Here is a 12,725-nt window from a genome sequence, read left to right as displayed (position 1 = left end):
CGGCTCGGGGCGGGGGGGGCGGGAGGGGGGAGGAAAGGGGGGGGCCCCGCTCATGGGGGGGCCCCGCCGTCGTGTCGCAGCGAGTCACCGGGCCGTTACGCGGGTAGGACTGTGGCTGTTCTGACCGGGCGTTGCCGAGACACCGCAGGAGCCGCGAGTGGCCGCTTATCTCGATCGTGACGGAGCCGAGGGCCTGGAGGTGCCGGCGCAGGACGCCCCGCCGCCCCCGGCCGAACTGGTGGCGCTGGCCCAGGCGTACGGAGTGGACACGACCTACCGGCCCTCGACGCGGACGCTGGTCGCGGTACTGGCCGCCCTGGGGGTGGAGGCGGGGACGCCCGAGGCCGCACGGCAGGCCCTGGAGCGTCACCGGGCCGAGCAGCGGGCACGGTTGCTGCCGCCGACCGTGGTCGTGCGACAGGGGCGCCGGACGGCGCTGGACGTACCGGCGGACGCGCGGCTCGCGGTCGAACTCGAGGACGGCGGCGTCTGGGAGCTGCCGTGCGGCCACTCGCACTGGCTGCCGGCCGACCTGCCGCTCGGCCGGCACACCCTCAGGGCGGTGACGAACGGGACGGAGCAGCGCGCCCACCTGATCGTCGCCCCCGAGCGCCTGCCACAGCTCCCCGGCCGCAGCTGGGGCTTCCTCGTCCAGCTCTACTCCGTCCTGTCGGACCGCTCCTGGGGCATGGGCGACCTCGGCGACCTCGCCGAGCTCACCCAGTGGGCGGCGAGCCTCGGCGCCGGTTTCGTGCAGATCAACCCGCTGCACGCGGCCCTGCCCACGACCCCCTCCGACCCGTCGCCCTACCGCCCCTCCTCCCGCCGTTTCGCCGACCCCGTGCACCTGCGGGTCGAGGCCGTCCCCGAGTACGCCTACCTGACCGGTGAGCAGCGCGCCGAGGCCGACGAGCTGGTCCGGCGCGCCGCCCGGCTGCGCGCCGAGGTGCTGTCCCACGACGGCCTGATCGACCGGGACGCGGTCTGGGCGCTGAAGCGCCGGGCGCTGGAGCTGCTGCACGCGGTGCCGCGCGGCGCCGGGCGCCGGGCCGCGTACGAGGCGTACCGGCGGCGGGAGGGGGAGTGGCTGGAGCGGTACGCGCTCTGGAACGCCCTCGCCGAGGTGCACGGCGCGGACCGGCACACCTGGCCGAAGGGCCTGCGCCACCCGGACAGCCCGCACGTCAGGCTGGCGGCGGAGGAGCGCGCGGAGGCCGTCGAGTTCCACCGCTGGCTCGCCTGGCAGGTGGACCAGCAGCTCGCCGGGGCCCAGCAGGCGGCCCGCACCGCGGGCATGCCGGTCGGCCTGATCCACGACCTCGCCGTCGGGGCGCACCCGGACGGGGCCGACGCCTGGGCGCTGCAGGACGTGCTCGCCACCGGCATCTCGGTGGGCGCGCCGCCGGACGCCTTCAACGCCCACGGCCAGGACTGGGGCCTGCCGCCCTGGCGCCCGGACGCCCTGGCCGCGGCCGGCTACGCCCCGTACGCGGAGCTGCTCCGCTCGGCGGCCCGGCACGCGGGCGCGATCCGGATCGACCACGTGATGGGCCTGTTCCGGCTCTGGTGGGTGCCGGCCGGCCACGCGCCGACCGAGGGCGCGTACGTCCGCTACGACGCGGAGGCGATGCTCGGGGTGCTGGCCCTGGAGGCGCACCGGGCGGGGACGGCGGTGATCGGCGAGGACCTCGGCACGGTGGAGCCGGGGGTCCGGGAGGAGCTGGCGGTGCGCGGCATCCTCGGCACCTCCGTGCTCTGGTTCGAGCGGGACTGGCAGGCCAAGGGCGAGATCCTCGCCCCGGAGCGCTGGCGGCCGGGCAGCCTGGCCACCCTGACCACCCACGACCTGCCGAGCACCGCGGCCCGGCTCTCCGGCGAGCACGTCGAACTGCGGCACCGCCTCGGCCTGCTGGCCCGCACGCTCGGCGAGGAGCAGACGGAGGCCGCGACGGAGCTGGCCGACTGGCGGGCGGAGCTGGTATCGCTCGGCCTGCTGGGGGAGGAGGAGCCGCTCTCCGCGCAGGCGCTGTACCGGTTCCTGCGGGCCACACCGGCCGAGCTGGTCGGGGTCTGGCTGCCGGATCTGGTGGGCGATCCGCGCCCGCAGAACCTGCCCGGAACATGGGACCAGTACCCGAACTGGCGGCTGCCGGTCGCCGACGGCGCCGGTGACCCGGTGACGCTGGACAGGCTGGCCGCGGACCCGGCGGCCGCCGCGCTCGCATCCGTGCTGCTCGACGGGCCCGAAAGGCCGACCCCGCCGCGCGCGGCGACGTAAGCGGCGGGTAAGTTGGGCGACGTGGACAAGAGGAACGCTTTGCGAGCCGGCGCGGTCACCGCAACGGTCACGCTGATGATGCTGCTGTCGTCGCCCGCCATGGCCCTCACCCGGGACGACGGCGACGACCCGGGTACGGGCCTGAGCGTCGCCCAGACCCTCGGCCTGTTCGTGCTCCTGCCGATCGGCCTCTTCGTGGTCATCGGCGCGCTGGCCGGGATTCCGTACGGCACCAAGGACAAGAAGAAGTAGCCGCGGGCCCTCCACCCAACCCCGTACACGCCCGAGGGGGCGCCGGACAGCACGTCCGGCGCCCCCTCGGGCGTTTCCGCGGCGTCCGGGCGGCCGGCGGCCCCCGGTGCCCGTGGGGGCCGCGGGCGTGACCCGCGGCCCCCACGGCAGGACGTCAGTGCCCCAGGGCCCGGGCCCCGGCCGCACGGTCGGCCGCCTGCGCCCGCAGCGCGCGCTCGACCCCGGCCCGCGCCTCGACGACCTGCCGGCGCAGCGCCGGAGCGGGCTCGGCCGCGGCCAGCCAGGCGTCGGTCGCGTCCAGCGTGGCCTGCTCCACCTGGAGCGACGGGTACAGGCCGCCGATGATCTGCTGCGAGATCTCGTGGCTGCGGGTCTCCCAGACGCCCTTGACGGCCGCGAAGTACTTCTCGGCGTACGGCGCCAGCAGCTCCCGCTGGTCGGCCTGCTGGAAGCCGGCGATCACGGCCTCCTGGACGTAGTTGGTGAGCTTGTCCGACTCCACCACCGCGGCCCAGGCCTCCGCCTTGGCCTCGGCCGTCGGCCGGGCGGCGCGGCAGGTGGCGGCGTGCTCCTGGCCGGCCGCGGTGTTGTCCCGCTCCAGCTCGGCCGCGATGGCGGCCTCGTCGGCGCGCCCGGTGGCCGCCAGCCGGCCGAGCAGCGACCAGCGCAGCTCGGTGTCGACGGCCAGGCCCTTGACCTCGACGGAGCCGTCCAGCAGCCCGGCGATCAGGTCCAGCTGGCCCTCGGTGCGGGCGACCGCGGCGAGCGCGCGGGCCCAGGCCAGCTGGTGGTCGCTGCCCGGCTCGGCGGCGCGCAGCTGCGCCTCGGCCGTCTCGGCCCAGCGGGCCAGCCCCTGCTCGCGCCAGGCCGGGTCGGCGTAGGCGTCGAGGGCGAGCTTGACCTGGCGGTGCACCGACTGGACGACGCCGATGTCGGACTCCCGGGCGAGGCCGGAGACGGCCAGCGCCAGGTAGTCGCGGGCGGCCATCTCGCCGTCGCGGGTCATGTCCCAGGCGGAGGCCCAGCACAGCGCGCGCGGCAGCGAGTCGGTGAAGTCGCCGAGGTGCTCGGCGACGACGGCCAGCGAGTCCTCGTCGAGGCGGACCTTGGCGTAGGAGAGGTCGTCGTCGTTGAGCAGGACGACGGCCGGGCGGTGGCGGCCGACCAGCTGCGGCACCTCGGTGCGCGGGCCGTCGACGTCGAGCTCGATCCGGTCGGTGCGCACCAGCGCACCGTCGGCCAGCTCGTACAGGCCGATGGCGATCCGGTGCGGGCGCAGCACCGCCTCGCCCTTGGCGCCGGCCGGCAGCGCGGGGGCCTCCTGGAGGACGGCGAAGGACTCGATCTCGCCGTCGGTGTTGAGGGTGACGGCCGGGCGCAGCACGTTGATGCCGGCCGTCTCCAGCCAGGCCCTGGACCACGCCTTGAGGTCGCGTCCGCTGGCCTCCTCCAGGGCGCCGAGCAGGTCGCTCAGGCGGGTGTTGCCCCACGCGTGCCGCTTGAAGTAGGCCCGCACGCCCTCGAAGAAGGCGTCCTGGCCGACGTAGGCCACCAGCTGCTTGAGCACCGAGGCGCCCTTGGCGTAGGTGATGCCGTCGAAGTTGACCTGGACGTCCTCCAGGTCGTTGATGTCGGCCATGATCGGGTGGGTGGACGGCAGCTGGTCCTGCCGGTACGCCCAGGTCTTCATCTGGTTGGCGAAGGTGGTCCACGAGTGCGGCCACCGCGAGCCGGGCGCCTCTGCCTGGCAGACGGCCTCGGCGTAGGTGGCGAACGACTCGTTCAGCCAGAGGTCGTTCCACCACTCCATGGTGACGAGGTCGCCGAACCACATGTGGGCGAGCTCGTGCAGGATCGTGGCGGCACGCGCCTCGTACGCGGCGTCGGTCACCTTGGAGCGGAACACGTACTGGTCGCGCAGGGTGACGGCACCGGCGTTCTCCATCGCGCCGGCGTTGAACTCCGGCACGAACAGCTGGTCGTACTTGGCGAACGGGTAGCGGTAGTCGAACTTCTCCTGGAAGTAGTCGAAGCCCTGCTTGGTGACCTCGAAGACGGCCTCGGCGTCCAGGAACTCGCGCAGCGAGGGGCGGCAGTAGACGCCCAGCGGCACCTTCTGGTCGCCGTTCTCGTAGGCGTCGAAGACGCCGACGTACGGGCCGGCGATCAGCGCGGTGATGTAGCTGGAGATCCGGCCGGTCGGCTCGAAGGTCCACGTCCGGGTCGGGCCGTCGCCGGCCGGGGTCGGGGTGGGGGAGTTGGAGACCACGACCCAGCCCTCGGGCGCGGTCACGGTGAAGGCGAACGAGGCCTTGAGGTCGGGCTGTTCGAAGGAGGCGAAGACCCGGCGGGCGTCCGGCACCTCGAACTGGGTGTAGAGGTAGGTCTCGCCGTCCACCGGGTCGACGAACCGGTGCAGGCCCTCACCGGTGTTGGTGTAGGCGCAGTTGGCGACGACCTTCAGCTCGTTCTCGGCGGCCAGGTTCGGCAGCGCGATCCGGCTGTCGGCGAAGTTGGCGGTGTCGAGCCGCTCGCCGTTGAGGACGACCTCCTCGACGCTCGGGGCGACGAGGTCGATGAAGGTGGCCGCGCCGGGGGTGGTGGCGGTGAACCGGACCACGGTGGTGGACCGGAAGGTGCCTCCCTCACGGGCCGAGCTCAGGTCGAGCTCGATGTCGTACGCATCCACGTGCAGCAGGTCGGCCCGGGTGCGGGCCTCCTCACGGGTCAGGTTGGTGCCGGGCACTCGCTGGACTCCTTCGTCAGGCTGGTGGTCCGCATCCTCCCATGCCCGCCGTGCCGGTCCGGGGGAAACGGGTCCGGGCGGGGTGGAGCGTCAACGGTGTCGGCGCGTCACTTCTTCGCGTACTTCAGCACCGGGGAGTCGGAGCTGGAGCTGCGGGAGAACCCGTACAGCGAACCGTCCGACTGCAGCACGTACTCGGTGCTGGTGATGCTGATGAAGTCGGTGCTCTTCTGCTTCGCGATGGTGCCGAGGTCGGTCGGCTTGCCGTCGGTCGGCGAGAGCGTCACCAGCTTGGCGTCCTTGTTGTAGCCCATGTCCACCACCGCACGGACCTTGCCGTCCTTGTCGGTGCCGGAGACCAGCCGGATGTCGCCGTCGTTGCCGCCGTTGGAGGACCAGAGCCGCTTGCCGGTGGTCAGGTCGTAGGCGTTGACGGCCGGCTTGCTCGGGTTGACCTGGACGTAGAGCGTGTTGCCGCTGACCACGTTCTGGGTGAACGCGTCGGACTGGCCGGAGAGGCGCAGGCTGTCGGCGCCGGGCTCCTTGACCGACATCGGGGTCATCGGCTTGGTGCCCTTGTCGAACGGCAGGATGTAGTCGCCGTTGGGGCCGTTGGTCACCAGCAGCACCAGCGGCTGGTCCGAGATGACCTTGTCGACCCGCTCGATGCTGCCGGTGAGCGTGATCGGCGCGGAGGTGGCGGGCTTGCCGCTGTCGGCGTCCACCACGACCAGCTGGGACTTGGTGGTGGTGCCGGAGCCGTAGCAGCGGTCGCTGACCGCGATCTGGGTGCCGGCCGCCTTGCCGTAGACGCTGCAGTCCTTCTCGCGCGGCTGGAACTGCCAGGCCGGCGAGCCGTCGGAGACGTTCAGCGCGCCGACGACGTTGCTGGCGCCGATGCCGATGACCTTGTCGGTGACGGTCAGGGTCGGGTACGACATCCGCTCCTGGCTGGCCTTGACGGTCCAGAGCAGCTTGCCGGTGCTGACGTCGATCGCGCCGACGGTGGAGCAGTCACTGTCCCCGGTGTTGAGCGCCACGGCGGCGATGTGCTTGGAGTTGACCCCGTACGAGGCGGCGCAGAACTCCTTGCTGCCGGACGGCGGCGCGATGTTCCACAGCTCCTTGCCGTCGGCGGCGCTGAGGCCGCGGATGCCGTAGCTGTCGGCGCGCACCACGGTCTTGTCGGCGCCCCAGATGCCGAGCAGCTGCGAACCGCCGGCCGCGGCGGCCGGCTTGGGGGCGCTCCAGGCCAGGTTGTAGGCGCCGGCCTTGCCGCCGCCACCGCCCGAGCCGCCCGAGCCCGACGAGGCGCTGGGGTCGGTGTCGGTGCCGCCGGAGGCGCTGGTGCCGCCGCTGGCGGACGGGTTGTCCGGCTTGTCGTTCTCGGTGAACAGGACCACCAGGGCGGCGATGATGGCGATCGCCAGCACACCGCCGATGATGCCGCCCCAGAGCATCACCGGGTTGCGCTGCTTGGGCGGCTGCGGCACCGGGGCGCCGGGGTAGCCGTACCCGGCCTGCTGCTGCGGGTAGCCGTAGCCGCCGTCGGCCTGCTGCGCAGCCGGGTAGCCGTAGCCCTGACCGTTGGTCGGGGCGGGGTCGTACGGGCCGACGGGTGCTGCTCCCGGCGGCGGCGGAGCCTGGGCGGGGAATCCGGCGGCGGCGGTGGGCGCGTAGGCGTAGTCGCTGCCCGGTGCCGGCGGCTGGGCCGGGGGCTGCGGCGGCGTGCCCGCTGCGGCCGGGCCGCCCTGACCCGGGATCGGCGCTCCGTCCAGCCGTGTCATCTGGTCCGCGACGGCCGCCGGGTCGACGCCCGCCTTGCGTCCGAGCGGTACGCCCCGGTTGTCCGCCGGACTGCTGCCGGGCGAGTCGCCCGCCCCTGGAGTAGGGTGATCCCCTGCCATCTGATGCCCCGTCATGTCTGGAAATCGTCCCCCGGCCGGATCACATCCGTGGACCGTGGGACGGGTGAGATTGGGCACCATGGTACGGGTGGCCCGATTTCACCCGGCCGCAGGAGCCCCGCAGCGCCCCCGCGAGCCCGCTGAGCTGCCGGGCTTCCCCGCCGTCCGCCGCGCACCCACCCGGGCGTGTCGCCGCGCCGGCCGGCGCCGCCCGACCGCTTGCCGCAGGTCGTCCCGGCGCCCGGGTGCGCCCCCGCCCCCACCCGCCTCGCCGGTCGCCGCACCGTCCGGACGCCTCAGGGCCTAGGCTTCAGGAGTTGAAAGGGGAATACCCGGCCGAGCGGTTCCCCTGCCCTTGGGAGGGTGGATCATGTCGACGGACACACCGGGCTCGCAGTCCTCACTGCACCGGGCGAACCTGGAGCGGGTGCTCCGTGCGGTACGGATGGCCGGCTCGCTGACCCAGGCCGAGATCGCCCGCAGCACCGGGCTCTCCGCGGCCACCGTGTCCAACATCGTCCGGGAGCTTAAGGAGAGCGGCACCGTCGTGGTGGCCGACACCTCCTCCGGGGGCCGCCGCGCCCGCAGCGTGTCGCTCAGCGGCGACGCCGGCATCGTGGTGGGGATCGATTTCGGCCACACCCACCTCCGCGTCGCCGTCGGCAACCTCGCGCACCGCGTGCTCGCCGAGGAGAGCGCCCCGATCGACGTCGACGTCTCCGCCGCCCAGGGCTTCGACCGCGCCGAGGCGCTGGTCGAGCGGCTGCTGCAGCAGGCGGGCTTCCGCCCGGACAAGGTGATCGGCGTCGGCCTCGGCGTCCCCGGCCCGATCGACGTGGAGACCGGCGCACTCGGCTCGACCGCGATCCTGCCCGGCTGGACCGGCATCGCCCCCGGCCACGAGCTGGCCGAGCGCCTGGGCATGCCGGTGCACGTGGACAACGACGCCAACCTCGGCGCGCTCGGCGAGCTGGTCTGGGGCGCCGGCCGCGGCCTGAGCGACCTCGCCTACATCAAGGTGGCCAGCGGTGTCGGCGCCGGCCTGGTGGTCAACGGCCAGATCTACCGCGGCCCGGGCGGCACCGCCGGCGAGATAGGGCACATCACCCTGGACGAGGCCGGCCCGGTGTGCCGCTGCGGCAACCGCGGCTGCCTGGAGACCTTCGTCGGCTCCCGCTACCTGCTGGGCCTGCTCACCTCCACCCTCGGCCCGGACCTCACCCTGCCCCGGGTGGTCGAGCTGGCCCAGCAGGGCGACCTCGGCTGCCGCCGGGTGATCGCCGACGCCGGCCGGCAGATCGGCACCGGCGTGGCGACCCTGTGCAACCTGCTCAACCCCCGCCGGGTGATCCTCGGTGGCGACCTCGCCGACGCCGGCGAGCTGGTGCTGGCCCCGATCCGGGACTCGGTGGCCCGCTACGCCATCCCGAGCGCCGCCCGCCAGCTCTCGGTGGTCCCGGGCACCCTGGGCGGCCGGGCCGAGGTGCTCGGCGCGCTGGCGCTGGTGATGAGCGAGATGGGTGACTCCGGGGCGCTCGGCCGGCCCGCACAGGCGTCCGGCGCCCGTTCGTGAGTACGGGTGCGGCGGCCCCCGGGAGCCGCCGCGCGGGCCGCCACGCCCGGCTTCGCGGCGAGAACCGCAGGGATGAGGGGGGTTACCGCGGTACGGCACCGGGCACCCCGCAAGGCGTCCGGTGGGCGGACATTAGACTCGACCGGTCGGCACCGACCGAGACGAGCGTCGGAGCGCGCCGGCACACCGGGCAGCGACGCCCGCCGGACCGCCCGCGGTCCGCGACTTTGAACGAGGAGGAACGGGTGGCCCTGCTGACCCGCATTCGGGGACCGCGCGATCTCGACCGGCTCACGCCCGCACAGCTGGCCACCCTGGCCGAGGAGATCCGGACCTTCCTGGTGACGGAGGTCTCCAAGACGGGCGGCCACCTCGGCCCCAACCTCGGCGTGGTGGAGCTCACCATCGCGCTGCACCGGGTCTTCGACTCGCCGCGCGACCGCATCCTCTTCGACACCGGCCACCAGAGCTACGTCCACAAGCTGCTCACCGGCCGCCAGGACTTCTCCCGGCTGAAGATGAGCGGCGGCCTGTCCGGCTACCCCTCGCGCGCCGAGTCCGAGCACGACGTGATCGAGAACTCGCACGCCTCCACCGTCATCTCCTACGCCGACGGCCTGGCCAAGGCCAACAAGATCCTCGGCAAGTCGGACCCGGTCGTCGCCGTCATCGGCGACGGCGCGCTCACCGGCGGCATGGCCTGGGAGGCGCTCAACAACCTGGCCGACGCCCAGGACCTGCCCGTCGTCATCGTCGTCAACGACAACGAGCGCTCCTACTCCCCGACCATCGGCGGCCTGGCCAACCACCTCGCCACGCTGCGCACCACCCAGGGCTACGAGCGCTTCCTGTCCTGGGGCAAGGACGCCCTGCAGCGCACTCCGGTGGTCGGCCAGCAGCTGTTCGACACGCTGCACGGCGCCAAGAAGGGCCTCAAGGACTTCATCGCCCCCCAGGGCATGTTCGAGGACCTCGGCCTCAAGTACATCGGCCCGATCGACGGCCACGACCTCACCGCACTGGAGTCCGCGCTCACCAAGGCGCGCGGCTTCGGCGGCCCGGTGATCGTGCACTGCCTCACCGAGAAGGGCCGCGGCTACCACGCCGCCGAGAACAACGAGGAGGACCGCTTCCACGCGGTCGGGGTGATCCACCCGGACACCGGCCTGCCGGTGAAGAGCTCGGGCAAGGACTGGACCTCGGTCTTCGGCGAGGAGATGGTCGCGCTCGGCCACGAGCGCGAGGACATCGTCGGCATCACCGCCGCGATGCTCCACCCGGTCGGGCTCGCGCCCTTCGCCAAGGCGTTCCCGGACCGCATCTTCGACGTCGGCATCGCCGAGCAGCACGCCGTCACCAGCGCGGCCGGCCTCGCCACCAACGGCCTGCACCCGGTCTTCGCGGTCTACGCGACCTTCCTCAACCGGGCCTTCGACCAGGTCCTGATGGACGTCGCGCTGCACAAGCTCGGCGTCACCTTCGTGCTGGACCGGGCCGGCGTCACCGGCACCGACGGCGCCTCGCACAACGGCATGTGGGACATGTCGATCCTCCAGGTCGTCCCGGGCCTGCGGATGGCCGCCCCGCGCGACGCCGACCAGGTGCGCGCCCAGCTGCGCGAGGCCGTCGAGGTCAAGGACGCCCCGACCGTGGTGCGCTACTCCAAGGGCACGGTCGGCCCGGCCGTCCCCGCGGTCGGCCGGATCGGCGGCATGGACGTGCTGCGCGCCGACGAGGACGGCACCGAGGGCCGCCGCGCCGACGTGCTGATCGTCTCGATCGGCGCGATGGCCCAGACCAGCCTGGAGGTGGCCGACCTGCTGGCCGCCCAGGGCATCACCTCGACCGTGGTGGACCCGCGCTGGGTCAAGCCGGTCGACCCGGCCCTGCCGGGCCTGGCCGCCGAGCACCGCGCGGTCGTCACCATCGAGGACAACGGCCGGGTCGGCGGCGTGGGCGCCGCGGTCGCCCAGGCGCTGCGCGACGCCGAGGTGGACGTCCCGCTGCGTGACTTCGGCATCCCGCAGGAGTTCCTGGACCACGCCTCGCGGGGCGAGATCCTCGCCGAGATCGGCCTCAACGGCCCGGACATCGCCCGCCGGGTGACCGCCCTGGTCTCCCGGCTCGCCCGTCTGGACGTGGCGGCCGTCGAGGCCTGACCCGTTCGGCCCACCGCCGCCGTTTTCGACAACTGGGCAACAGTTGCCGGGGGAACGGGCTGATAATCGCATCGAAAGGCGGGACCGGCGCAGCCCGCGCCGATCCCGCCCGGTAGGTTGTCATCCGTGCCGACCCCCACCCGCCCCCGCCTCGCCGGGCTCGCCGAGCGCCTGCCCGACCGCGTCCGCCAGGGTTACTGGACGAGGCTGGTGCCGGTGCTGGCCCTGGTCGCGCTCGTCACCCACATCCCGTCCTTCGTGCGCCCGGTCTGGAGCCCCGACGAGGGCTTCCTGGCCACCCAGGCCCGGATGCTGGCCGACGGCGGCGTGCTGTACGACACCGTGGTCGACCGGAAGCCGCCGCTGCTGCCCTGGCTCTACCAGGCCTGCTTCGCGGTCTTCGGCTCGGCCTCGCTCTGGCCGCTGCGCACCCTGGCGGTGGCCGCCCACCTGGTCACCGCGATCCTGCTGGCCTCGATCGCCCGCGGCCGCTGGGGGAACCGGGCCGGCGCCGGTGCGGGCCTGCTCTACCTGCTGGTCTCCATCGGGCTCTCGCCGGAGGACACCCAGGCGGCGACCTTCGAGGTCTTCATGCTGCCCGCCATGGTGGCGGCCTTCCGGTACGCCGAGCGGCGCCGGTGGCTGGCCGCGGGCATCGCGGTGGCGCTCTGCTCGCTGACCAAGCAGACCGGCGGCGCGGTGCTGCTGCCGGTGCTCTGGATGCTCTTCCAGGACGCCCGCCGGCGCGGCGTGCGCTGGCCGCCGGCGCTGTTCAAGATCGGCTTCGGGTTCACGCTGCCGATAGCGCTGGTCGCGGTGATCCTCACCAAGCCCAAGGGCTTCCTGTTCTGGGTGGTCACCGGCAGCGGCGACTACGCCTCCTTCGGCGGCGCCTGGCTGCAGATGATCGGCCGGGCGCTGGGCAACTCGGCGATCCTGGCCGCGGCCGGGCTGGGCTTCCTGCTGCCGGTCGGCCGCCGGCTCTGGCTCAAGCACCGGCACCGGCCGCTGCCGGTCGCCGGGGAGGAGCACGGCTCCAGCACCGACCTCTGGGTCTGGCTGCTCTCCTCGGCCGTCGCGGTCAGCGTGGGCTTCCACTTCTTCGGCCACTACTACCTGCAGCTGATGCCGCCGCTGGTGCTGCTGGGCACGGGCGCGGTGGCCACCTCGGCGATCCGCTGGAAGCCCGTCCTGGTGTACACCACGGTCGCCGCGACGGCCTTCTGGACGCTGGCGCTGGCCTGGCCGGGGGAGCGGCTGGACCGGACCACCGAGGTGGCCACCGCGGTCGCCGCGCAGACCACCCCCAAGGACACCGTGCTGGTCTGGGGCATGCACCCCGAGCTGTACTGGCTGGCCGACCGGAAGCCGGCCACCCGCTACCTGACCGCGGGCTTCCTGACCAACTACAGCGGCGGCAAGGACGGCAGCCTCAACGTGGGCGAGCAGTTCAGCGTCAGCAACGCCTGGCAGACCTTCGACAAGGAACTGGTCGACAACGGCCTGCCCGAGGTGGTCGTGGACGACTCCGGCCTCGCGCCGTACCAGCCCACCCAGATCCCGAAGATCGAGAACCTGCTGGACACCCACTACGAGATGGTCGGCGTCTTCGCCGACACCGTGGTCTACCGCCTCAAGCGCTGAGGCTCGCCCGGCGCCGGGGCCCGACGCGGCGCAGTGGCCCGCCCGGCGCCGGGCGCCCGCCGCCGGTGCACAGGAGCGCCGCCCGTGCACGGACGCCCGGCAGCCGCCCCCGCGGACACGAGAAGAGCCCCGGCGACCATCAGGTCACCGGGGCCCTTCCGTACCA

The 12,725-nt window shown here is 73.5% G+C and carries 7 protein-coding genes; 5 read left to right on the top strand and 2 right to left on the bottom strand.

Annotated elements, in window-relative coordinates:
* Nucleotides 1-157: 157 nt before the first annotated feature.
* Nucleotides 158-2,278 (top strand): 4-alpha-glucanotransferase, encoded by a 2,121-nt coding sequence (gene malQ / locus MCM47_RS24420; RefSeq protein WP_374209198.1) that lies wholly within the window; start codon nucleotides 158-160, stop codon nucleotides 2,276-2,278.
* Between the two features lie 21 nt (nucleotides 2,279-2,299).
* Nucleotides 2,300-2,530 (top strand): hypothetical protein, encoded by a 231-nt coding sequence (locus MCM47_RS24415; RefSeq protein ID WP_238863841.1) that lies wholly within the window; start codon nucleotides 2,300-2,302, stop codon nucleotides 2,528-2,530.
* A gap of 154 nt (nucleotides 2,531-2,684) precedes the next feature.
* Here MCM47_RS24415 and pepN read toward each other — a convergent pair whose 3' ends face one another.
* Both pepN and MCM47_RS24405 read right to left on the bottom strand, forming a co-directional pair.
* Entirely contained in the window at nucleotides 2,685-5,276 is a 2,592-nt protein-coding gene (pepN, locus tag MCM47_RS24410; protein ID WP_238863840.1) for an aminopeptidase N, read from the bottom strand.
* 107 nt (nucleotides 5,277-5,383) lie between these two features.
* Entirely contained in the window at nucleotides 5,384-7,183 is a 1,800-nt protein-coding gene (locus MCM47_RS24405; protein ID WP_305068014.1) for a PQQ-binding-like beta-propeller repeat protein, read from the bottom strand.
* Nucleotides 7,184-7,553: 370 nt separating this feature from the next.
* On the opposite strand from MCM47_RS24405, the gene MCM47_RS24395 reads away from it, so the two are divergent.
* The 3 genes from MCM47_RS24395 to MCM47_RS24385 all read left to right on the top strand — a co-directional run bounded on the left by MCM47_RS24395 (nucleotide 7,554) and on the right by MCM47_RS24385 (nucleotide 12,559).
* Nucleotides 7,554-8,756, top strand: coding sequence for an ROK family transcriptional regulator (locus MCM47_RS24395; protein ID WP_238863839.1), 1,203 nt, complete (start codon nucleotides 7,554-7,556; stop codon nucleotides 8,754-8,756).
* Between the two features lie 245 nt (nucleotides 8,757-9,001).
* A complete protein-coding gene (dxs, locus tag MCM47_RS24390) occupies nucleotides 9,002-10,915 on the top strand; it encodes a 1-deoxy-D-xylulose-5-phosphate synthase (RefSeq protein WP_238863838.1) in 1,914 nt (637 codons plus the stop codon).
* Between the two features lie 126 nt (nucleotides 10,916-11,041).
* Nucleotides 11,042-12,559 carry a glycosyltransferase family 39 protein gene (locus MCM47_RS24385; protein ID WP_238863837.1) on the top strand — a complete coding sequence of 506 codons (1,518 nt, stop codon included), beginning with the start codon at nucleotides 11,042-11,044 and terminating at the stop codon, nucleotides 12,557-12,559.
* The last annotated feature ends 166 nt before the right edge of the window (nucleotides 12,560-12,725 follow it).

This window comes from Kitasatospora sp. A2-31, from assembly GCF_022288725.1.
Lineage (GTDB): Bacteria > Actinomycetota > Actinomycetes > Streptomycetales > Streptomycetaceae > Kitasatospora.
Note: the sequence above shows the minus strand (reverse complement) of the source record. Positions and strands in the feature narration are given on the sequence as shown.